This window comes from Clostridium sp. AF27-5AA (assembly GCF_003478415.1).
Taxonomy (GTDB): Bacteria; Bacillota; Clostridia; order Lachnospirales; family Lachnospiraceae; genus Otoolea; species Otoolea fessa.
The window spans coordinates 41,971-63,899 of record NZ_QUFH01000011.1; the positions used below are offsets into that span (position 1 = coordinate 41,971).

Genomic DNA, 21,929 nt, shown 5'->3' on the forward strand with positions numbered 1-21,929 from the left:
CTTTGACCGTCCCGGATTTTTAGCAATGATGAAAGAAGTGGAAGCCGGGAATGTGGAGTATTTGTGCATCAAGGACATGAGCCGCATGGGTCGTGACTATCTGAAAGTCGGTCAGATTATGGAAATCCTGCGTCAGCGTGGCGTTCGCCTTATCGCCATCAATGACGGCGTGGACAGTGCCAGAGGGGACGATGATTTTACCCCTTTCCGCAACATTATGAACGAATACTACGCCAGAGACACCAGCCGTAAAATCCGTTCCACTTTCCAGTCCAAAGGCAAGTCCGGCAAGCACCTCACAGGCACGGTCATTTACGGCTATCTTTGGAACGAAGCCAGAGACCAATGGTTGGTTGACCCCGAAGCCGCCGAGGTGGTCAAGCGCATCTTTGCCATGACGATTGACGGCTACGGTCCGTATCAGATCGCCAGCAAGCTGAAAGAAGAAAAAGTCCTCATTCCGTCCGCTTACCTTGCCCGGCACGGCGAGGGCGTGAACAAAAATAAGACCTTCAAAGATGTGTACGGCTGGGGTTCTTCCACCATCTGCAACATTCTTGAAAAGCGTGAATATCTGGGACACACCATCAACTTCAAGACCCGAAAGCACTTCAAGGACAAGAAAAGCCATTATGTCCCGGAGGACGAATGGACAATTTTCGAGAATACCCATGAGCCTATCATTGACCAGCAGACCTTTGACCTTGTGCAGAAAATCCGTGGGAATGTCAGACGCTACCCAGACGGCTGGGGCGAAGCGGCTCCCCTCACGGGCTTGCTCTATTGCGCCGATTGCGGTGGCAAGATGTATGTCCACCGCACCAACAACGGCAAGCGTATTTCTCAATATACCTGTTCCCAATACAGCAAAGTCCCAGGTGGAAAGCTCTGCACGACACAGCACCGTATCAATGAAGATGTGGTACTGTCCCTTGTCTCTGAAAGGCTGAAAGCCATTGCCGAGTATGCGAAGCATGACCGAGCCGAGTTTGTCCGTGTGGTGCAGGAAGCGCAGTCCAGCCAGCAGACGGCAGAGGTCAAGAAACAGCGGACACGCCTTGCCACCGCAAAGCAGAGAGTTTCCGAGCTGGAAGTCCTGCTCTGCAAAATCTATGAGGACAACATTTTAGGCAAGCTGTCCGACAGCAGATACGCCACTCTGGACGCTCAATACGAAAAGGAACAGTCCGAGCTTACCGTTGAAATCTCCGATCTGGAAAAGGCTATCAAGAGCTACGAGAAGCACGAAAAGGACGCTGACCGTTTTATCGCTCTGATTGACAAGTATGAGAACTTCGACAAGCTGACCATTGCCATGCTCAATGAGTTTATTGAGAAAATCCTTGTGCATGAGCGTGACCGCAAGGGCAGTATTCAGACCACACAGGAGGTCGAGATTTACTTCAATTTCGTGGGTCGTTTCGTTCCCCCTGCGTTTGGCGAAGTGGAGCTTACCCCGGAGGAATTAGAGGAAATCCGCAAGCGTGAGGAACGCAAGGACAGGCTCCACCAGAACTACTTGAAGCGGAAAGCCAATGGTAAACAGAAAGAGTATGAGGAGCGCACGAAAGCCAAGAAAAAAGCGGAGATTGAAGCCAGAAAACAGGCAATCCGCACCGAGGATATTGCCAGAGGGGTATTTATCCCGGTGAGCAGTTTGCCGCAGCTGGGACCGAGAAAGGGAGCGTGATTTTATGAAAGAGTTGAAACCGAGAATCCATGAGAACGGTATGGACTATGTGTTGGTGGGCGACTACTATGTGCCGGACTTGAAGCTGCCGGAGGAACGCCGACCTATTGGGCATTGGGGACGCTTGCACCAGTCCTATCTGAAATTGCACCGTCCCATGCTTTACAACGAGCTAATTTTGTCCGGCAGCCTCCACACCGTCGTTGCCGATCTGAACGAGCAGGCGGCAGACAGGCTGGACTTGATTATCCGGCAGATGATGAAAGCCGAGGGCGTGACCGAAGCCATGAAAGCGGAAAATCAGATGTTATGGGTGCAGTCAATGAACTCCATCCGCTGCCGGGCAGAGGAAATCATCAAGACGGAACTAATCTACTGTTGAGAGAGGTAAAGCTATGATTTTGGAAGCCATGTATAATGGGGAGTTTTATCCCTGCGAGACAGTTGTACCTACATCACCGGAATACCGAAAGGCAGTCATAGCCTGTGAAAAGCTCATGGAGCAGTTGTCCCAGCGGCTCAGCAAAGAGGACTATGAGCTGGTGCAGGAACTCCGGGCGCAGACAGCAATCGCCCAATGTGAAGAAAGTGAAAGTCACTTCAAGTATGGCTTTTCCGCTGGGCTGATGTTTAGCAGGAAGCCCATGAACAAGTGCAGCAGAAGAAAGAAAAATGGATGAAGAAAGCCGCCTGAGCAGAAAGAAACTGTTCGGGCGGTTTCAGCATTCGCCAGTAGATTTATTCACACTCTTGTGATAAAATTTACTACAATCAAGAGCGTGATAGCACTAATTTTATGGGGGGATGCTTAATGAATACAATTTTGAAAAAATTTTTACAGCGGGGTGTCGATTTAAGTCCTGTGGGAGTTGAACTCCGTGAGGATAATACAAATTATTTTTGTACCCCAAAAGGGGCATCGGTTTTTGGATGGGCAGGGATAGATGGTATCCACTTCTGTTTCATTCGTGGATTTGGAGAGATGGTTTTCTCTGTCAGCCCCATGAATACTTCTCCTGATTATGTTCATCCAGTAGCTGAAAATTTTACCGACTTTCTGCGGCTTATACTGGCTTGTGGTGATGTGGCGGCAGTGGAACAAGCGTGGATGTGGAACGAAGCACAGTTTGAAGCCTTTCTCAATGAAAACCCTACAACCCAGGAACAACAGCAAACTTTATCGGAAATTTCAGAGAAGATGAATTTGTTGCCTATGGAACAACCGTGGACATATATCAAAAACCTGCAATCTTCCTTTGATTACAGTCAGATTAAATACACAGAAGATTATTACGATAATGATATGACTTCAGAAGCAGAATTGGTTGCCCCTGAATGGAAGGTCTACTTTGATGGAGATTTCTGGGGACATCGAGGTAAAGACCGTGCCGGAAAAGAGATCAAGCTGGATAAACAATTCGATTGGGCCGGATATCATTGGGTAATTCCGGCAGCTTATTCATGTAGCAAAGGACTTGTCGTTGATTTTTGTATGCGAGTTGATTCAGAAAGCATCCGTGACTTCATGAAAAAATGGAATCTGGACTGGGAAAATGACTCATGTGAAAATTTTACCCGTGAGCAACAGATGCAGATGGAATGGGAAAACCCACTTTGTTTTAACTTCAAACCTTGCTTGAAGTTAAACGAGAAAATATTACAGACAACCCATGGCTGCGCTGTGAGCTTTAATCCTTGTCTGCCAGATGGCGTTATCAATGAGTTGGAAGCAAAATGGGCAATCGACCATTATGGGCTGGATAGTACTTATGGCTGGGTCATATGCAGAGACGTATTTCCTTGGGGAACCAAGCATCACCCTGAAATCAATAAACTTTTTCTTACAATGGAGCAGCAACCAGGACAAGTTCCAGGCTCACATTTCAAAGTTCACGCACCCGGAGATTCATTTATGTTTTCCCATCCTGTTAGCGGAATAACCCATACACTGACCGTGCAGGAAATAGAACAGCAGACAGTTCCTCAAAATAGTTTTGGTTCTGATCGCTGGATTTATCCGACACATTATATTGCCATGAGTTATACACTTACCCCTGAACCGATGGAGAACATTTCGGTTTTTGATTGTGATGAAGGCGATAGACCGATAGAAGTTACACCAGACGATCATTCGTTCCGTCCAGTTGGCAGTAGTTCCTGTTTTGTTGTTGGTGTTATTGGTGGTGCAGATGGTCCGACAGCAGTTATATATGGAACAAATTCACAAGAAAAACTTCATGCTGCTTGTTCTGCTCTGCACTTTGAACCGGTTGGTGATGATGTCGAGTGGCGTATCGTGTTCAATGTTACGCAGTTTGACAAAGAAACATTCCCAATTATCTAAAAATACCCTTAGAACTCTAAGGGCGCACTTCTATACTCTCTGTCGAGAGTAGTGCGTCCTGCGGAGCTTCATTCTCCGTCAGCAGAAGAAAACTGCATGACCGAGAATGTTGCGTCACTTCGTTCCGTCAAGGTGGCTACACCCCCTTGCGCCGCTAAAGCGGCTATCCCCTGTGGACTTGCCGTCCGCAAACGGTTTTGACAAACCGTTCGCCGCCAGCAAGTTTGAAAATCAAGAATCTTAATTTGATAAAGGAGTGTGATTCTATGAAAAAGAAATTACCCATAATCCTCTTGGGTGTTATTTTGGCTTGTGTGTTGGTTTTCGCTTTCCTTTATGCAAACAATGACATTGGTAAAACCGCAAACAGTTTAGAAGCAGACATTCGCCAATCTCAAAAAATTTTGGATGATTGGATTGTTGATGGAAGCATTTCCGACACAATGGCTGCATTTATTTCTTACCCACAGGACAAGACAGACCACACTTTTTCTGTCTATGTAAATCGCCCTGGCTTGTCTTTTGGATATTTCTTCCGTGGTGGTGGAGATATAGTTGAGGTTGATGATTACATTGCAGAGTTTGTTGTTGAGGGAAATAACGAAAGGGCATTTATCTCAATGAATACCCAAAATATTGTTCGACTTGAAGTAGATGATGGCAACGGCATTCAGGTGATTGATATTGATAGTGGCAAGCCTTTCGCCATTGTCCTGCCCCTCAATGTAGGAAACATCTGTTTCTATGATACGAATGGAAATGTTGTGGAATATCTTCGCCAACAACTTTGACCAACTTCAATTTACCGAACTGAACACAACAACTGAATACCGAAAAACTGACCGTTGACTGGTCGCAATCTGCGAAAAGTTGACGGTCTTTTTTTATCCCCATTTTCAAAAAAGGAGGTCACGAAAAATGGCAAAACCGAAAAACCTTGAACAGCTCCGAGCCGAAAAGGAACAGGTCGAGACACAGCTTGCACAGGAACAGCACAAGCTGGAGCGTCTGGAGAACAGAAAGAAGTATCTGGAGAAAGGCGAGAGACAAAAGCGCACCCACCGTCTTTGCAATCTGGGCGGCACGATTGAGAGCCTTGCCCCGGAGTTCAAAGATCTCACACGCACCGAAATGACAGAGCTGATGGAACACATCTTTTCTCTGTCCGAAGTCCAGCGAGCCGTCCGTCACATGGCGATTACCCACATCAACAAAGCGAACGGAGGAAAGGAGTTGAAAGCCGATGGCACTATTTCATCTGAGTGTCACGCAGACTAAGCGAAGCGCAGGACAGTCCGCTATCGCTTCTGCTGCCTACCGAGCCGGGGAGCGATTGTATAGCGAGTATTACGGCGAATACAGCGACTACACCCGCAAGGGCGGCGTGATCTGCTCTGACATTCTCTTGCCGTCCCATGCACCGCCCGAATACGCAGACCGCCAGACCCTATGGAACGCCGTGGAAAAAGCCGAGCGTGGAAAGAACGCCCAGCTTGCATACAGCTTTGACATTGCCTTGCAGAATGAATTTTCCCTTGAGGAAAACATCGCTCTTGCAAGGCAATTTTTGTTGGAGAACTTTGTGAGCCGTGGCATGGTGGTTGACTTCGCCGTACACCAGCCAGACCGGGAGGACGGCGGCATACCAAACCCGCATTTTCATGTGCTTTGCCCCATCCGCCCCATCGAGCAGAACGGCAAATGGGGACTAAAGCAACGCCGGGTGTATGAGCTGGACGAGGACGGCAACCGTATCCGAGACGCAGACGGAAAGTTTGTGTTCAACGCCGTTCCCACTACCGACTGGGGCAGTCCCGAAACGCTGGAATACTGGCGGCAGACATGGGCGGAGCTATGCAATGGCAAGTTTGCGGAAAAGGGGCTTGATGTTCGTATCGACCACCGAAGCTATGAGCGTCAGGGCGTGGAGCTTCTTCCCACTGTCCATGAGGGCGCAACCGTCCGGGCAATGGAGAAGAAAGGCATACGCACCGAGAAAGGCGAGTTCAACCGCTGGATCAGAGCAACCAATGCCGTTATCCGGGACATCAAGAAGAAAATCGCTCTCCTGTTTGATTGGATTGCCGAAGCAAAAGCGGAGCTTGCCAAGCCGCAGGCACCCGACCTTGTTTCTCTGCTGAACGCCTATTACACCAAGCGCAGAGCCGGGGCATATTCGCAGAAAGGCAAGGTCAGCAACCTAAAGGAGATGAACGAGACTTTCAATTATCTCCGGGCAAACGGCATTTACACTCTTGAAGATTTGGAAAGCCGTGTCAGCGAACACAGTGCTGCCACAGAGAGCTTGAAGAAAACGCTGGACGAACAGACCGCCCGAATGAAAGCAATTAAGCAGCTCTATGACAGCTCTGCTGCTTTCCAGAGCTTGAAGCCTGTCTATGACGGCTTGCAGAAAATCAAGTTTGAGAAGCCCAGAGCCAAGTACAAGGCAGAGCATGAAGCGGAACTCAAACAGTTCTACGCCGCCAGACGAAAGCTGACCGGGGAGTTCCCGGACGGCAAGGTGGATATGAAAAAGCTGTCCGACGAGTATGACGAGCTGGAACAGGCGCACGAAAGCACCTATGGCGAGTTTAAGGCTGTCAGAGACGATTTACACCGCCTTTGGAAGGTCAAGTCATGCGTAGATACTGCCGCCCGATTTAACGAGCGTACAGAGGAACAAAAGCTCCAAAATCGACCCCAAACACGACAGAAAAAGGAGGATATGACACGATGAAAAAATACGACTGGAAGAACGAGTACAACCCCATCCGCAGAACGGCAAAACGCCTTTTGAGCGGAGAAGCTTTGACCGATGGCAGACCGCTTTCCGACCTGATCGAGCTGGACGAACACACCCGGAAATGCCTTGCCTTTGAAGCCACCCTCACCGACCGCCAGATTGATATGTTGCAGGAGCTGGGCTATCTGCCTGTTATCATGAGACAGTACGGCGAGGAATGTGCGAACTGCCCCTACACGCTGGACGAGCGTGAGCATGGCATTTGCAGACGATGCGCTGTTTTCAAGAAGTAAGGAGGACGCCCATGCAGTACACCCAAGCGCAGATTGACCGGGCAAACGCCGTCAGTCTGGAAGATTTTCTCCGCACACAGGGAGAGACGCTTATCAAAAGCGGACGGGAATACCGCTGGAAAGAACATGACAGCCTGACCGTCCGGGGAAACAAGTGGTTTCGCCACAGCCAGAGCAAGGGCGGCTATCCCATTGATTTCGTCATGGAGTTTTACGGCAAGTCCTTTCCCGAAGCTGTCCAGATGTTGACAGGCGAAAACGGCGAGGGACAGACCGAAGCCACCACAGCACCGCCCACAGCGTTCCACTTGCCCTTGCACAACAGAACAGCCGACAGAGCAATTCAATATCTTTGCGAAAGCCGAGGTCTCAACAAAACGCTTGTTGAGACTTTTCTTCTTTCCGGGGATATTTACGAGGACGCAAAGCGGCACAATGTTGTGTTTGTCGGCAGAGACCGAAGCGGTACGCCGAGATACGCCCATGTGCGAGGAACGGCAGACCCATTCAGACAGGACATTGCCGGGGCTGACAAGTCCTATCCGTTCCGCTATGAGGGAAACGGCAATCAGCTCTTTGTCTTTGAAGCACCGATTGACCTGTTATCATTCATCTGCCTTTATCCGCAGGACTGGCAGAAAAGAAATTATCTTGCCCTGGGCGGCGTTTCGGGCAAGGCTCTTGACCGTTTTCTTTCTGAACGCAAGGACACCCAAAAAGTGTTCCTCTGCCTTGACAGCGACACCGCAGGAAGCGAAGCCTGTACCCGACTGGCACAGTCCATTCCCAGCGAGATCGCCGTCATTCGCCTTGTCCCGGCAAGGAAAGACTGGAACGATGTTCTCCGTCGGCAAAAGGACATTCCGAGCCACAAATTCATAGCCGAAACAATCACGCTGCGAGAGCTGCCCACCGCCCAGCCTGTTCCCATGCTCCGCATGGCAGATGTGGAGCTGACGAGCGTGGAATGGCTATGGTTTCCCTATATCCCCTTTGGAAAGCTGACCATCATACAGGGCAACCCCGGCGAGGGCAAGACCTACTTTGCCATGCGTCTTGCGGCGGCTTGCACCAACCGAAAGCCCTTACCCGGTATGGAGACACTTGAGCCTTTCAATATCATCTATCAGACCGCCGAGGACGGTCTGGGCGATACCGTTAAGCCCCGGCTGATGGAAGCTGACGCAGACCTTGAACGAGTGCTTGTTATTGACGATAGAGACACGCCGCTGACCCTTGCTGATGAGCGCATCGCAAGAGCAATCCGAGAGAACAACGCAAGGCTGGTTATCATTGACCCGATGCAGGCGTTTCTGGGCGCAGATGTGGACATGAACCGGGCAAATGAAGTCCGTCCCATCTTCCGTAGTCTGGGAGACATTGCACAGGCTACCGGATGCGCTATCGTGCTGATCGGACACCTGAACAAAGCCGCAGGAACGCAAAGCACCTATCGGGGATTAGGGTCTATCGACATTACGGCGGCAGTCCGCAGTCTGCTTTTTATCGGCAAGCTGAAGGACAGCCCCACAACGAGGGTGCTTATCCATGAGAAAAGCTCCCTTGCGCCGCCCGGACAGTCCCTTGCCTTTTCTCTGGGAGACGAGAAAGGCTTTGAATGGATAGGAGCTTATGACATTACCGCTGACGAGCTTCTTGCTGGGACAGACACCGCCAAGACCGAGAGCAAGACCGCACAAGCGCAAATGCTCATTCTGGAACTGCTGGCAGATGGAAAGCGTATGCCAAGTGCAGAGCTGGAAAAGACGGTCAATGAGCGTGGGATTTCCTCACGCACCATGAGAACGGCAAAGAGCCGTATCGGGGACAGGCTTGTGACCGAGAAAGACGGCACAGTATGGGTCTGCTATCTCCGAGACTGACAACAGGAACACGGCAAGCGTGGCAAAGACGGCAAGGTTTTTATAGATACCTTAATGTTGCCGCCTTGCCTTGTTCCCTCATACCGACATCGCCCGATGATGAACAGTCACCGGGCATTTTTCATTTACAGGAGGATTTTGAATGAACAATACCGCAACCAACACCGCCCCTTTGGTCACTGTGCAAAGTGGTTCAAACGAAGAAAACCTCTCACAAAGTGAGAGGCGTTCTTCTGAGGGAGGGACTTTATAAAGCTTTTGCCAGCTGCTTGAGCAGTGCGGCAGTTTCGGGATTTTTAAGCAGTTCCAGTATCTTCGCTGCATCACTTTCATCACTTTCAGTGACGGCAGTATCCGCAGTTTTAGGCTCTGTATCTTCAACAGGGTCAGGAGTCTTGGATGAGTAAAATGCTTCCTCCAATCGCTGAGCGTTTATGCAGCGATCCTCGTCGATGATGTGAGAGTAGACATCTGCAACCATTTTTACCTGAGCATGACCAGAGTCGCCCTGGACGGATTTCATATCGCCACCATTGAGTTTCAGCTTGTAGGTGATACTGGAGTGACGGAGAGAATGGAATACAACATGAGGCAGTCCGTTTTCTTTGATAAGTTTATTGAAAGCACGGTTAATCACCTGGCTTTCCATCGGACGGCCATTGCTGGAGCAAAAGACCAGGTTATTGTCGATGTATTCATCTCCAAACAGATCCATCAGCTCATCAATTTCTTTTTTTCTCTCTACCAGCATATAGGCAACTGTTTTCGGCAGGTACACGCGGCGAATACTGGTTTTGGTTTTAGGCTCTTTCAGGACCAGAGCAGTATGGGTACTGGCTATGCAAGGTGGAAACTTCTTAATAACACCTTTGTCGCTCAAATCGTCCAATGCACCTCGTGTAACCCGTTGCAGCTCTTTGTTGACGAATATATAAGCTGAACCATTTTCTATGCTCTGTGGTGCAATATCAATGCAGTCCCAGGTAAGGCCCAGCATTTCACCAATGCGTAAAGAGCAGGAGAACGCCAGATTTAAGGCAAGGGAGAGGATAGGATCATCACAGACTTCCATAGCCTTGCTCAGCGTTTCGGCAGTCCATATATCCCGTTCTTTATGTTCTTCTTTGGGAAGTGTCGCATTCAGGACAGGGTTACGGCTGATTAGTTCCCAACGCACCGCCTGATTAAAGGCACTGCGAAGTAGCTTGTGAATTTCTCTTACTGTATGCGGGGTCAGATATTCGCTTGTGGGTTTGCGGTTGTTGACGCTTACCGTTTTCACAGAGAGCAGATCACGGTAATACTTATCCATCATCCTTGGAGTGATGTCGGATAGTAACATATCTCCGATAATAGGAGTTATGTAGTTTCTCGCCAGACCACGGCGGCTTTCATATGTTGACATTGCCCAGGTATTTACACCATAGATGGACATATATTCATCGAGCAGATCGTTCAGGGTCTTTGCCGTAGGAATAAAGAAGGTTCCAGAGTCCTGCTCATACTCAATTTGCTTTTTTCGTTTTTTTGCTTCTGCATTTGTGCTGAAGGTTTCCCAACGCTGTCTGCGTTTTCCGTTTTCATCTGTGTAATCATACACCACAGAATATTTGCTTTTGAGTTATGTTTCCGTATTACTCCCATGTTGTTACCAATTGCTATCCTTTTGCTACCATTCTACCTCTTTTTTTCAGAATTGACCTGTGCTAATATTATCATAGACAAATGAGACATGAGCTACAAACTTACATTTCATTTGTTTCTCTTTTGCAAAAGAATACGGACAAAATATAAAGCGTCTGCTCATTGCCGGAATGGTGATGAGTATGGCGCTTTTTTTGATGCCGAAAACCGGGTGATGACCTGAAAAATGAAACAGGAGGAAATAGCATGGCATATGAATATGGCCACGATTGCCCATTTGAAGCTTACATCACGAATCTCGGAAAATATAACGAAGGGGAGTTGGTAGGCGAATGGGTAAAGTTTCCTACCACATCAGAAGATCTGAAAAAAGTATTTGAACGAATTGGAATCGGTTCAAAAGATGACTTTGGTAATCCTTATGAAGAATGGTTCATAAGTGATTATGACTGTTATGTCGATGGGCTGTATGAAATGCTGGGAGAATACGAAAGTCTGGATGAACTCAATTATCTGGCTTTCTTTAAAAAGAAGCCGGTCATATTTTTTTATGAAAAATAAATTTTGTTGAGGTTAAATTGAGATTGACTTTGTATTGTATAAGTATGAAATAAAAAGGAATCAGGTGCTGTACAATGAAAAAGCATAAAATATGTAAAATCCTTCTTGTTATACTGGCAATTTTTTTATGTGTGGCTTTTTATGAATTGCTCGGAATCTGCGTTGCATATAAAAAGCAGCCGGAAGTGTCCAATACAACCAAAAAAGAAACAAAAAATGGGTCATGGAACGAATGCAGTGAAAATACAGAACGGGCAGTAATCATAGAAAAGAATCCAGAAGCACTTTTACAAAGAGTGCGTTTGATCCGAAATGCAAAAGAAGATATTATTCTTTCTACTTTTGCATTTCAATCAGATGAAAGTGGAAAATTGATCTTAGGAGCACTGCATGATGCGGCAGACAGAGGTGTGCATGTTCGTCTGTTAGTAGATGGAATGGAGAGCTGGGTTGATATGGAAGGCAATCCGTATTTCTATGGATTATCTTCCCATGAGAATGTTGAAATTAAACTGTATAATAAGGCCAATCCGTTGAAACCATGGAAGATGATGGGGAGAATGCATGATAAATATTTGATTGCAGATGGAAAGAGATATATTCTTGGGGGAAGAAATACATACAATTATTTCCTGGGTGATTTTCCGGGACATAAGAACTATGACAGAGATGTGTTAGTGGTTTGCGATGAACCTGAGAAAGAAAATTCAGTTAACCAGTTGTTAGAGTATTTTGAAACGATATGGGAACAAGAAGACAGTGGTTATTTTCATGACAATAAAAAACTGGCAAATAGAAAGTCTGTAAAGAACGCAGTTTTAGAGCTGCAGAACGGCTATCAGAAATATTTTGAAGAGAATAAGGAAAGAATCTGCGATACCGATTACACGGACGAAACTTTTGAGACAGAAAAGATTGCATTAGTGTCAAATCCTATCCACACAGGTTCCAAGGAACCCGTAGTCTGGTATCAACTGGGAGAACTAATGAAAAATGCAAAAGAGCGCGTGAAAATTCATACACCATATATTATCTGCAATGATATGATGTATAATACATGGGAAGAGATTGCGGAGAGAGTTCCGGATTTTTCTATCATGACCAATTCGGTTGCCAACAATGGAAATCCGTTTGGTTCTGCTGATTATGCGAGAAACAGAAACAGAATTTTAAATACAGGAATTGATATCTGGGAGTATGAAGGCGGCTATTCTTACCACGGAAAAAGTATCCTGATCGATGATGATCTATCCGTAATCGGTTCCTTTAACATGGATATGAGAAGCACGTATCTGGATACGGAACTGATGCTTGTAATACGTAGCAAAGAGATTAATAAACAGTTGGAAGAAGGCATGATGGAATATGAGAGAGTGTCCCGACAGGTATTGGAAGATGGAACCTATCGTGATCCGTATCATGTAGAGCCAATTGAATTGACAAAGAAGCGTCAGAGAAACGTACTTTTGGTACAGCATCTGCTTGGATGGGCAAGATATCTGTTCTGATAAAGGAGGAAGAAGATCGTGTTTCAAATATTAATTGTAGAAGATGATAAAGAATTAAGCCAGCTATTCCAAAAAGTGCTTGAGAAGAATGGATATCAGGTCAAAAGTGCATCGGATGGAGCACTGGCATTAGAAATATTGGATAAAGAGTATATTGATCTGATCATTTCCGATATTATGATGCCGGTTATGGATGGTTATGAACTGGTGTCGAAACTCCGTTCAGCAGGATATCAGATACCGGTACTTATGATCACTGCGAAAGGTTCCTTTGATGATATGCGCCAGGGATTTCTTTCGGGAAGTGACGATTATATGGTAAAACCGGTAAATGTGAATGAAATGGTTTTAAGAGTCGGAGCACTGCTTCGCCGTGCACAGATACTGAATGAACACAAAATTGTGATCGGTTCAACAGAGTTTGATTATGATGCAATGACGGTTACAACTGATAAGGAAAGTCTTGTTTTGCCTAAAAAAGAATTCCTGCTTTTATATAAGCTTGCAGCTTCGCCAGGTAGAACATTTACAAAACAACAGTTGATGGATGAAGTATGGGGATACGAGACGGAGGCAGACCCACATACGATAGAGGTACATATAGGAAGAATCAGGGAGCGTTTGAAAGATAACCCTGATTTTGAAATCGTAACAATGCGTGGAATTGGATACAAGGTGGTGAAAAAATAATGGAACAAAAGAAAGAAAAAGGATTGCAGATCCGATCCTGTCTGACTGGTGCAATCTGGCTGGCACTTGTATTTTCAACAGTCATATCTGCGTTATTATTTGCTTTTTTGAATCATTTTTTTAATCTGCCTGGTAGCATACCTGTGCTTGGCTGGCTTTTGATTTTTAATACATTGATTGCAGGGCTGATTACTTCCTTTATCAATGCAAAGTTACTGGAACCAATTACCAGACTCAGTAAAGCAATGAAGGAAGTTTCGCAGGGAGATTTTGAACAGCACTTGGAAACGAACAGCCGTATCGCAGAAGTTGGAGAATCTTACCAGAGTTTTAATGTGATGACAAAAGAGCTTCGTGCAACAGAAGTACTGCAGATGGATTTTGTCTCCAATGTTTCTCATGAGTTTAAGACCCCGATCAATGCCATTGAAGGGTATACAATGCTTCTTCAGGGAGAAGAACTGTCTCAGGAGCAAGAGGAATATGTAGAAAAAATCCTGTTTAATACCCAAAGGCTTTCCGGATTGGTTGGAAATATTTTGCTGTTATCCAAGTTAGAGAATCAGAACATACCAATGAAAAAAACAGAATATCGTTTGGACGAACAGATCCGTCAGGCATTTCTTTCCCTGGAGACAAAATGGACAGAAAAAGAAATTGGTTTCCAGGTAGAGCTGGAGGAAGTTAAATATACTGGGAATGAAGGACTTTTTATGCATATATGGATGAATCTTTTAGATAATGCGATTAAGTTCAGTCCTGCAAAGGGGACAATTATGATGTTTCTGAAGCAGGAAAAGGATTCTGTAATGTTTATTCTGGAAGATGAAGGACCGGGAATAGAGGATGATGTAAAATCCAGAATATTTGATAAATTTTATCAGGCAGACGGTTCTCACAAAGCAGAAGGAAATGGCCTAGGTCTTGCACTTGTAAAACGGATTATAGATAGTGCCGGAGGAACAATCAAAGCAGAAACCCGGGAATATGGTGGATGCAGATTTGTTGTAGAGCTTCCAATACAGAAAGATGAGGCCATATAAGTTTAAGAAAAACAGATAGAGGAGGAATTACATGACATTTTATCAGGAATTGCAGTTAAATCAGGCAGGTTCTAAAAATCTGTTGAAAAAGAGTGAAACAGTGAAAGAAAAATCCTATCATATACTGGTATATTTGGTAAAGATAGCTGTTACAATGGCATTTTGTTTTTTATTTGTTACTATTTTCAGTATCTTATTTGGAAATGAGAATAGTATTGTGGGTGTAGTAGTTTTATTATGCCTTATGGTATTTCGGAATGCGGATCTGGGGATCCACACCGGACAATCTACGATGCTTTTGGCTTTGTTCTTTGTAATTATGACCGTATGTCCGCATTTAGCAAACCAGCTTTCACCGGTACTTGGAATGCTGTTAAACATTGCTGCACTGGCAGTGCTGATTCTGTTCGGATGTCATAACCCATTCATGTTTAACCAATCCACATTGGTTCTTGGTTATCTGTTATTGTATGGATATGATGTAACAGGAAAAAGTTATCAGATGCGATTAACCGGAATGGCATTAGGTGCAGCACTTACCTGCTTCGTATTTTATCGAAATCATAAAAACAGAACGTATAAAAGAAATTTGAATGATTTGGTACAGGAATTTGATATATCTTCTTCCAGAACAAAGTGGCAGTTATGTCAGATCATATGCGTACCGGCAGTACTCTGCATTGCGGAACTCTGCAATATGCCACGGGCAATGTGGGCTGGAATTGCGGCAATGTCAGCAATCTTACCATTTATGGAGGACATGCAATACAGAGTCCGCAAAAGGATTGTCGGAAATATTGCAGGTGTAATATGCTTTATAGTACTATATTTTCTGCTTCCGTCATCCATCTATACATACATAGGAATCCTTGGCGGAATTGGTGTAGGACTTTCTGCAAAATATGGCTGGCAGGCAGTATTTAACACATTTGGTGCTTTGGCCATTGCTACAGAGAGTTATGGACTAAAAGGAGCAGTTGGTCTTAGAGTGATTCAGAATGTTTTTGGCGTTGTATTTGCATTAATATTTTGTGCTGTGTTTTATTGGCTTATGTCAAAAAAAGGAAACGTGGTAACCGTAGATGCAGAATAACGTGGGATGGAAAGAAAAAGGGTTAATCCGGAAATGGCAGCTTTGCTGACGAGTCTGGCGAAGAGTATGAAGATGTAAGGGAAAATTTAAGATCTGTTGGCTTTGGGAAGAATCCTAAGGGTGACAGATCTTTTTTTATACCTGCCTATCTTCCTTCATTTTAACACAAAGGTATTCTTCGTATTTAAGAAAGTCCAGGAAAAGAAGAAGGAACAGGAAGCGGCAAAGCCTGATCCGGATGCTGATTATGTGGACGATGACGAGGACTATGGGTACGATCCGGAGTTTGAGAACGATGATGCAGATAGCTCTGTCGATGAAGATGATAATGAACCTGTGTAAACAGGATAGGCTTGATGCCTGGGGCAGCCTTCGGGTTGCCTTTACATAATTTCCGCTTTCAAAAAATAAAAAATTTTATGTTTTTGAAAGCGACATCTTGCATATACTATTAGCAGACAGTATAATAAGTACAGTGAAGCGGTTTCGAGAAATGAAAAAATTTCAATTTTTGAAAGCGGGTGACGATATGAAAACAATTACGAGAGCAAAATATCTCAATAGAATCATTGAACTGAATGACACTCCTGACATCAAGATCATCACGGGCATTCGTCGATCCGGTAAGTCCAAGCTGATGCAGGCGTATATTGAGTATCTGAAAAGCCATTTTGAAAACATCAATATCATATTCATTGACTTCATGGATTTGGCGTATGAGGAAATCAAGGAATACCATGCCTTACACGCCTATGTGGAAGAACATTATCAGGAAGGTAAAACGAACTACCTGTTTGTAGACGAGGTTCAGATGTGTCCCAAGTTTGAGTTGGCAATCAACAGCCTGTACTCTAAGGGAAAATACGACATCTATGTAACCGGCTCCAATGCTTTCCTGTTGAGTGCGGATCTGGCAACTCTGTTTACCGGACGCTATATTGAAATTCATGTGTTTCCTTTCAGCTTCCAAGAATATTGTCAGTATTATGATGATGTTAGTGATAAAGATAAGCTCTTTGATGATTACGCTATCAAGGGCGGTTTAGCAGGTTCTTACGCTTACAGAACCGAAAAAGACAGAACAAACTATATCAAAGAGGTCTACGAAACGATTGTAACAAGGGATTTGGTGCAGAAATATGCGCTCCCGGACACTTTGGTTTTACAGCGTCTGAGCGAGTTCCTTATGGATAATATCAGCAACCTGACTTCTCCTAATAAGGTCAGTCAGCTACTGACAGCAAATGAGACTCCGACCAATCATGTAACCGTCGGCAAGTACATTAAGTATTTGTGCAATGCTTTTGTATTTTATGATATTAAGAGATACGACATCCGAGGCAAGAAATACCTTGAAAGCTCTGAAAAGTTCTATTTGTGTGACAGCGGTATTCGATATGCAATACTGGGAAGCAGAAATATGGATTATGGCAGAGTATATGAAAACATCGTTTGCATCGAACTTCTTCGCCGTGGATACGATGTCTATGTCGGCAAGCTCTATCAAAAGGAGATCGACTTTGTTGCTCAGAGAGGCAGCGAGAAGATTTATATTCAGGTCAGTGACAACATTTCCGGGCAGGAAACATTTGAGAGAGAATGCTCTTCTCTGCTTCAGATCCGAGATGCTTATCCGAAAATGATTATTGCCAGAACCAAACATCCAAAATATAGTTATGAAGGAATCGAAATCCATGATATAGCCGATTGGTTGCTACAAGAATAAGCAGGGCGAAATATCTCCGTCATTCTCTTTTGAAATGATGGAGATATTTTTATTATGGCGGAGATTACAGAAAATTGTATCAGGCTGCAAAAATCCCTCCGGAACTTTTAAATCAGATGACAAATAGCACCACGGATGACGCTATTCTTGACGCTGATGGCGCTAATCATGGCGCTGATAATATGGAAGGCAGCTTCGTTATCTATCCCTATCAAGAATATAAATCACGAGAAATGCAGATTATATAAGACATGATAGATGCGATAGGAGGAGTGAACAATGGACCAGAAAATGTTTTGTTATCAATGTCAGGAAACGGCCGGATGCAAGGGCTGTACGGTGGTCGGTGTCTGCGGTAAGCAGCAGGATGTGGCGGCAATGCAGGATTTGCTTGTGTGGGTGACGAAGGGTATCTGCGCGGTGACGACACGGCTTCGAGAGGAGGGACGTGCGGTGGCAGATGAGGTCAACCATCTGGTTACCGAAAATCTGTTTACGACGATCACGAATGCCAATTTTGATAAGGCGGCGATTGAAAAAAGAATTGAAAAGACGCTGGAAATGAAGACGGCACTGTGGGAGCAGCTGGAACGTCGGGACAATCTGCCGGAGGCGGCTGGCTGGACAGGTGAGCCGTCTGAATTTATAAAAAAAGCGTCGGAAGCGGGCGTTCTGATCGGGCAGAACGAGGATATTATTTCCCTTCGCAGCTTGATTACGTATGGCTTGAAAGGTTTGTCTGCCTATACCCGGCATGCGAACGTCCTGCTGCAGGAGGACCGGGAGGCGGATGCATTTTTACAGCGGGCGCTTGCGGCGACGCTGGATGACGGTCTGAGTGTGGATGATTTGATTCACCTGACGCTGGAAACCGGCGAATATGGTGTCCGGGGAATGGCGCTTTTGGATCGAGCAAACACCGAGACTTATGGAAATCCGGAGATTACTACGGTTGATATCGGTGTCGGAAGTAATCCGGGCATTCTTGTTTCAGGACATGATCTGCGCGATATGGAAATGCTTCTGGAGCAAACGCAGGGAACCGGCGTCGATGTATATACACACTCAGAGATGCTTCCGGCGCAGTATTATCCGGCATTTAAGAAATATCCGAATTTTAAGGGTAATTACGGCAATGCATGGTGGCGTCAGAAGGAGGAATTTGAGACGTTCAACGGACCGATCCTGATGACGACGAACTGCATCGTGCCGCCGAAGGATAGCTACAAGGATCGTCTCTACACAACCGGTGCGGCGGGATATCCGGGCTGCACGTATATCAACGGTGGAATCGGAGGAAAGAAGGATTTTTCAGTGATCATCCAGCATGCGAAGCGCTGTGAGCCGCCGACCGGGATTGAGCAGGGGCAGATTGTCGGAGGCTTCGCCCATGCACAGGTGCTGGCGCTGGCAGATAAGGTAGTGGATGCGGTCAAATCGGGAAAAATCCGAAAGTTTGTCGTCATGGCGGGGTGTGATGGGCGTGCTAAGAGCCGCATTTACTACACCGATTTTGCAAAGGCGCTGCCGGAGGACACGGTAATTCTGACGGCTGGCTGTGCGAAATACCGCTACAATAAGCTGAATCTGGGCGATATTGAAGGAATTCCGCGTGTCCTGGATGCGGGGCAGTGCAATGATTCATATTCCCTGGCGGTCATTGCGATGAAGCTGCAGGAGATTTTTGGGCTGGATGACATCAACGACCTGCCGATTATTTACAACATTGCATGGTATGAGCAGAAGGCGGTCATTGTTCTTCTGGCGCTTCTCTCACTCGGTATCAAGAATATCCATCTTGGACCGACGCTTCCAGCATTTTTAAGTCCGAACGTGGTAAATGTATTGGTGGAAAAGTTTGGAATCGCGGGGATTGACAGCGTGGAGAGCGATGTGGAATTATTTTTCGGGGAGAAGTGATAAATACAGGACGGAACTGGATAAGAGGGAATCGAACAAAGCCGGGATTTGGATCTGAAATCTGGAGATAGATTTGCAAAAAATCTGTGTTGGTTTTACAAAAAGCGGTCGGAACGATCTTGAAAATAGGAATTAATGAAATAGGGGGCGGTTCTCTGGCAAATGCAGGGAACCGTCTTTTTTCGTCTATAGAAATATTGATATGGAAAATGAAAGTGTGATATGATGGGAAAGATGAATGAGTTCTAAAATATAAAAGAAATTGATACGGCAGATCAATCGATAGAGGATGCGGGAGGAAAACAGCCATGTCACTGGAAAAAGCAGAAAGTTACTTAAAGGAAGCCGGATTTTTGGATCATGTTATTGAGTTAAAAGAGTCCACAGCGACGGTTGCGCTGGCAGCGGAGGCATTAGGCGTGGAGCCGGGGATGATTGCGAAAACGATGTCCTTTTTGCAGGGAGAACAGCCGGTATTGATTTTGACAGAAGGTACTGCGAAAGTGGATAACCGGAAATATAAAGATACGTTTCACGTGAAAGCAAAGATGATCCCGTTTGAGCAGGTGGAGGAGGTTACCGGTCATGCGCCGGGTGGGGTCTGCCCGTTTGGTATCAAGGATGGAATTGAAGTGTATCTGGATGAGAGCCTGAAGCGTTTTGAGACGGTTTATCCGGCAGCGGGAGACGACCACAGTGCGGTACGTCTCACGATCCCGGAGTTGGAAGAAGTGTCCGGAGCGAAAGGCTGGGTGGATGTCTGCAGGGTGCCGGAGGATCAGCAGCACGAGTAGATGTGGGAGATTTTAGGAGAATTCATATGAGAGATGTGAAAGCAACGGGGAAAAGCAGGGGAGAAAATGAAAACGGCGGAATCAGGGTGGGTTCCAGATTGGGAAAGAAAGGTCGCCTGTGCCGGAAAACGTTCGTCCGCCTGCTTTGCCTGACAGCAGCCATGATGGTTCTTGGATCTTTTACCGCCTTTGCCAGAGCGGGAGGTGCTTCCGGCGGCGGAGGCGGCGGAGGTGGTGGAGGTGGTTCTTCCCATCATCATACAAGCAGCAGCCGGGGACAAGGCGGACGGGCGGGTGCGTTTCAGGCGCTTTTGCTTACGGGAACCTTTGTGATTCTGGGAAGTGCCGGAACTATTACATACCTGCACCGGGCAAAAAAGAAACAGGCGGCAGCCCGTGAAAAATTGAAAGAATTTTCCATCGGAGAAGATCATTGGGATCGGAGTGAGATACAGGAGCGGGTGCGGGAATCATATTACCGGATTCAGGAATGCTGGCGGGATCGAGATCTGGAAAAAGGGCATCCTTACCTGAGCCAGAAGATGCAGCAGGAGTTTCAGACGAAATTTGAGTGGAGCAGGATGCGCCATGAGGTGTTTGTCATGGAAGGGATCCAGCTTCTGGATGCGATTTTGGTGGAAGCGGAGAATGAGGACGGCGACGACCGCGACTATATCTGGTATTTGATCCATGGAAAGATGATCGACTATGTGTATCACGAAGAAACCGGAGAACTTTTGAAGGGATCCCGGAAAATGGAAGATTTCTTCGAATATTGGAGGTTTGTTCTGGAAGATGGAAACTGGGTGCTGGATGAGATCTGCCAGAAGGAAGAAGTGGATAATGGGCGGAAGTTGTGCTGAGAGGTGCTTTGAGTTGAGTGCTCGAAACACGGTAGCTGCGGATGCTGTCCGGTAGAGATGTTTGAAGAGGAAAAGTATAGAACCTAAAAGTGAATGGAGCAAGGAAAGCGGAGCAGCAGGAAGAGTGAGGAGACTTTAGCTGCGGCACAGAAATGACAGAATTGCGCGCAGATAAGGTGCCGGTGTACGGAATATGGAAGTATGCCGTCCCCCGGTCATTAAAAGAAGCCGACTGGTTGGAATCTGCCTTGCTAACCAGCGGGAGTGTGAGGGCTTAATGAGATCCCGGGTTCCGGCGATCAGCAGCACAGGAACGGAGATGGTTTGCAATTTTCGGGCACTTAAACGGGGCGAGTGAAGTAAAAGAGAAGTCAGATTTCGGCGGCGGAGGACGCGGTGCGTCAGCCGGGTAAGAAAGTCAGGCTTCTTTTTTTGTTCTGCCGGAATCCGGGGGAAAATTGACCCGAAATGGCATTGCCTTTCTTTGTCGGCACAAACTGCGGATGTGGCGGAAACAGAGAAATTCTTCTGAAATGGCAGGGAAACTTTCGGGGTGGACAGTGCAGAGACCACAGAGGACCCGGAGGATGCAGAGGCAGAAGAGAAGCTGCATTTTAAAACAGGCAGCAGGAGATTCCCCAGGAGATTTAAAATGCTGTGCAGCATTTGGGCGGCAAGGTGCAGCGGCGTGAGCAGCCCGTCCGGTGAGGCGTTGGCGCTGATACAGATGAGCTTTTTCAGCCGCTCCGGGTATTTGCATGCGATCTCCAGCCCGATATTGGCACCATCGCTGAATCCCAGCAGGTGGACGGAGGAAAGATGTAAGTGGTTAAGCAGGGCGATAACGTCGTCTGCCATATCCTCTGTAGAGAACCCGTGGAGCGCTGTGTGGACAGACAGCCGGGAACGTCCATGTCCCCGGCTGTCCATCAGAATTACCTGAAAATCGGGCAGAAACGTGCGCAGAAATGGGTAAAAGACGGCAAGGGACTGGCTGTTTCCATGCAGGATAAGGAGCGGTGTGCCGCTGCCGTACTGTTCATAGTAGATTTCTGCGCCGGAGGTGGTGAGATAGCCGGAATGTTTCATCGTAAGAGCGCCTCTTTTCTGGTAAAAAAATGAAATTTATCA

The 21,929-nt window shown here is 46.3% G+C and carries 22 protein-coding genes and 1 pseudogene; 21 read left to right on the top strand and 2 right to left on the bottom strand.

Annotation, left to right across the window (positions count from 1 at the left end; translation table 11 throughout):
• The 9 genes from DWY89_RS11205 to DWY89_RS11245 all read left to right on the top strand — a co-directional run.
• On the top strand, window positions 1-1,690 hold a 1,690-nt coding region (locus DWY89_RS11205; RefSeq protein ID WP_118524700.1), incomplete at its 5' end, for a recombinase family protein.
• Window positions 1,691-1,694: 4 nt separating this feature from the next.
• Window positions 1,695-2,072 (top strand): TnpV protein, encoded by a 378-nt coding sequence (locus DWY89_RS11210; RefSeq protein ID WP_021630767.1) that lies wholly within the window; start codon window positions 1,695-1,697, stop codon window positions 2,070-2,072.
• Between the two features lie 13 nt (window positions 2,073-2,085).
• Window positions 2,086-2,370, top strand: a complete 285-nt coding sequence (locus DWY89_RS11215) for a DUF6809 family protein (RefSeq protein ID WP_021630766.1) — start codon at window positions 2,086-2,088, stop codon at window positions 2,368-2,370.
• Between the two features lie 131 nt (window positions 2,371-2,501).
• Window positions 2,502-4,034 carry a hypothetical protein gene (locus DWY89_RS11220; RefSeq protein ID WP_118524688.1) on the top strand — a complete coding sequence of 511 codons (1,533 nt, stop codon included), beginning with the start codon at window positions 2,502-2,504 and terminating at the stop codon, window positions 4,032-4,034.
• Between the two features lie 266 nt (window positions 4,035-4,300).
• Window positions 4,301-4,825, top strand: a complete 525-nt coding sequence (locus DWY89_RS11225; protein ID WP_118524689.1) for a hypothetical protein — start codon at window positions 4,301-4,303, stop codon at window positions 4,823-4,825.
• A 127-nt stretch (window positions 4,826-4,952) separates the two neighbouring features.
• On the top strand, window positions 4,953-5,312 hold the full coding sequence (locus tag DWY89_RS11230; RefSeq protein ID WP_054323468.1) for a DUF3847 domain-containing protein: 360 nt from the start codon (window positions 4,953-4,955) through the stop codon (window positions 5,310-5,312).
• The gene (gene mobQ / locus DWY89_RS11235) at window positions 5,278-6,774 is read left to right on the top strand and encodes a MobQ family relaxase (RefSeq protein ID WP_118524690.1); all 1,497 of its coding nucleotides are present in this window, start codon (window positions 5,278-5,280) and stop codon (window positions 6,772-6,774) included. The genes DWY89_RS11230 and mobQ overlap by 35 nt, the downstream gene beginning before the upstream one ends.
• Window positions 6,771-7,073, top strand: a complete 303-nt coding sequence (locus DWY89_RS11240) for a hypothetical protein (protein ID WP_024729653.1) — start codon at window positions 6,771-6,773, stop codon at window positions 7,071-7,073. The genes mobQ and DWY89_RS11240 overlap by 4 nt, the downstream gene beginning before the upstream one ends.
• Before the next feature lie 11 nt (window positions 7,074-7,084).
• The gene (locus DWY89_RS11245) at window positions 7,085-8,956 is read left to right on the top strand and encodes an AAA family ATPase (RefSeq protein ID WP_024729652.1); all 1,872 of its coding nucleotides are present in this window, start codon (window positions 7,085-7,087) and stop codon (window positions 8,954-8,956) included.
• 247 nt (window positions 8,957-9,203) lie between these two features.
• Here the strand turns inward: DWY89_RS11245 and DWY89_RS11250 are convergent, their stop codons facing one another.
• Window positions 9,204-10,559 carry a site-specific integrase gene (locus DWY89_RS11250; RefSeq protein WP_118524691.1) on the bottom strand — a complete coding sequence of 452 codons (1,356 nt, stop codon included), beginning with the start codon at window positions 10,557-10,559 and terminating at the stop codon, window positions 9,204-9,206.
• 287 nt (window positions 10,560-10,846) lie between these two features.
• Between DWY89_RS11250 and DWY89_RS11255 the strand changes: the two are divergent.
• From DWY89_RS11255 to DWY89_RS11300, 11 genes and pseudogenes are all read left to right on the top strand, one after another.
• Window positions 10,847-11,119, top strand: a pseudogene (locus DWY89_RS11255) (antirestriction protein ArdA); the annotation flags it as partial.
• Window positions 11,120-11,235: 116 nt separating this feature from the next.
• The gene (locus DWY89_RS11260; RefSeq protein WP_118523826.1) at window positions 11,236-12,669 is read left to right on the top strand and encodes a phospholipase D family protein; all 1,434 of its coding nucleotides are present in this window, start codon (window positions 11,236-11,238) and stop codon (window positions 12,667-12,669) included.
• Between the two features lie 18 nt (window positions 12,670-12,687).
• Window positions 12,688-13,359, top strand: coding sequence for a response regulator transcription factor (locus DWY89_RS11265; RefSeq protein WP_107000933.1), 672 nt, complete (start codon window positions 12,688-12,690; stop codon window positions 13,357-13,359).
• Entirely contained in the window at window positions 13,359-14,402 is a 1,044-nt protein-coding gene (locus DWY89_RS11270; protein WP_118524692.1) for a HAMP domain-containing sensor histidine kinase, read from the top strand. The genes DWY89_RS11265 and DWY89_RS11270 overlap by 1 nt, the downstream gene beginning before the upstream one ends.
• A 31-nt stretch (window positions 14,403-14,433) precedes the next feature.
• Window positions 14,434-15,495, top strand: a complete 1,062-nt coding sequence (locus DWY89_RS11275) for an FUSC family protein (RefSeq protein WP_118523827.1) — start codon at window positions 14,434-14,436, stop codon at window positions 15,493-15,495.
• Between the two features lie 120 nt (window positions 15,496-15,615).
• Window positions 15,616-15,837 carry a calreticulin gene (locus tag DWY89_RS11280; protein ID WP_227589456.1) on the top strand — a complete coding sequence of 74 codons (222 nt, stop codon included), beginning with the start codon at window positions 15,616-15,618 and terminating at the stop codon, window positions 15,835-15,837.
• Window positions 15,838-15,988: 151 nt separating this feature from the next.
• On the top strand, window positions 15,989-17,221 hold the full coding sequence (locus DWY89_RS11285) for an ATP-binding protein (RefSeq protein ID WP_117796787.1): 1,233 nt from the start codon (window positions 15,989-15,991) through the stop codon (window positions 17,219-17,221).
• A 74-nt stretch (window positions 17,222-17,295) separates the two neighbouring features.
• The gene (locus DWY89_RS14405; protein WP_182426663.1) at window positions 17,296-17,469 is read left to right on the top strand and encodes a hypothetical protein; all 174 of its coding nucleotides are present in this window, start codon (window positions 17,296-17,298) and stop codon (window positions 17,467-17,469) included.
• A 31-nt stretch (window positions 17,470-17,500) separates the two neighbouring features.
• Entirely contained in the window at window positions 17,501-19,141 is a 1,641-nt protein-coding gene (gene hcp, locus DWY89_RS11290) for a hydroxylamine reductase (RefSeq protein WP_118469000.1), read from the top strand.
• 308 nt (window positions 19,142-19,449) lie between these two features.
• Entirely contained in the window at window positions 19,450-19,935 is a 486-nt protein-coding gene (locus DWY89_RS11295; RefSeq protein WP_118468998.1) for a YbaK/EbsC family protein, read from the top strand.
• A 26-nt stretch (window positions 19,936-19,961) separates the two neighbouring features.
• On the top strand, window positions 19,962-20,798 hold the full coding sequence (locus DWY89_RS11300; RefSeq protein WP_118468996.1) for a Tim44-like domain-containing protein: 837 nt from the start codon (window positions 19,962-19,964) through the stop codon (window positions 20,796-20,798).
• A 135-nt stretch (window positions 20,799-20,933) separates the two neighbouring features.
• Here DWY89_RS11300 and DWY89_RS11305 read toward each other — a convergent pair whose 3' ends face one another.
• Window positions 20,934-21,764 (bottom strand): alpha/beta hydrolase, encoded by an 831-nt coding sequence (locus tag DWY89_RS11305; protein ID WP_243022820.1) that lies wholly within the window; start codon window positions 21,762-21,764, stop codon window positions 20,934-20,936.
• On the opposite strand from DWY89_RS11305, the gene DWY89_RS14670 reads away from it, so the two are divergent.
• Window positions 21,687-21,920 (top strand): hypothetical protein, encoded by a 234-nt coding sequence (locus DWY89_RS14670; RefSeq protein WP_243022822.1) that lies wholly within the window; start codon window positions 21,687-21,689, stop codon window positions 21,918-21,920. The two genes, DWY89_RS11305 and DWY89_RS14670, sit on opposite strands and share 78 nt — an antisense overlap.
• The last annotated feature ends 9 nt before the right edge of the window (window positions 21,921-21,929 follow it).

What these genes read in the sequence shown, in the direction of transcription:
- DWY89_RS11210 (WP_021630767.1), top strand. Translation starts at nt 1,695, where the DNA reads ATGAAAGAGTTGAAACCGAGAATCCATGAGAACGGTATGGACTATGTG.
- DWY89_RS11215 (WP_021630766.1), top strand. Translation starts at nt 2,086, where the DNA reads ATGATTTTGGAAGCCATGTATAATGGGGAGTTTTATCCCTGCGAGACA.
- DWY89_RS11220 (WP_118524688.1), top strand. Translation starts at nt 2,502, where the DNA reads ATGAATACAATTTTGAAAAAATTTTTACAGCGGGGTGTCGATTTAAGT.
- DWY89_RS11225 (WP_118524689.1), top strand. Translation starts at nt 4,301, where the DNA reads ATGAAAAAGAAATTACCCATAATCCTCTTGGGTGTTATTTTGGCTTGT.
- DWY89_RS11230 (WP_054323468.1), top strand. Translation starts at nt 4,953, where the DNA reads ATGGCAAAACCGAAAAACCTTGAACAGCTCCGAGCCGAAAAGGAACAG.
- mobQ (WP_118524690.1), top strand. Translation starts at nt 5,278, where the DNA reads ATGGCACTATTTCATCTGAGTGTCACGCAGACTAAGCGAAGCGCAGGA.
- DWY89_RS11240 (WP_024729653.1), top strand. Translation starts at nt 6,771, where the DNA reads ATGAAAAAATACGACTGGAAGAACGAGTACAACCCCATCCGCAGAACG.
- DWY89_RS11245 (WP_024729652.1), top strand. Translation starts at nt 7,085, where the DNA reads ATGCAGTACACCCAAGCGCAGATTGACCGGGCAAACGCCGTCAGTCTG.
- DWY89_RS11260 (WP_118523826.1), top strand. Translation starts at nt 11,236, where the DNA reads ATGAAAAAGCATAAAATATGTAAAATCCTTCTTGTTATACTGGCAATT.
- DWY89_RS11270 (WP_118524692.1), top strand. Translation starts at nt 13,359, where the DNA reads ATGGAACAAAAGAAAGAAAAAGGATTGCAGATCCGATCCTGTCTGACT.
- DWY89_RS11275 (WP_118523827.1), top strand. Translation starts at nt 14,434, where the DNA reads ATGACATTTTATCAGGAATTGCAGTTAAATCAGGCAGGTTCTAAAAAT.
- DWY89_RS11285 (WP_117796787.1), top strand. Translation starts at nt 15,989, where the DNA reads ATGAAAAAATTTCAATTTTTGAAAGCGGGTGACGATATGAAAACAATT.
- hcp (WP_118469000.1), top strand. Translation starts at nt 17,501, where the DNA reads ATGGACCAGAAAATGTTTTGTTATCAATGTCAGGAAACGGCCGGATGC.
- DWY89_RS11295 (WP_118468998.1), top strand. Translation starts at nt 19,450, where the DNA reads ATGTCACTGGAAAAAGCAGAAAGTTACTTAAAGGAAGCCGGATTTTTG.
- DWY89_RS11300 (WP_118468996.1), top strand. Translation starts at nt 19,962, where the DNA reads ATGAGAGATGTGAAAGCAACGGGGAAAAGCAGGGGAGAAAATGAAAAC.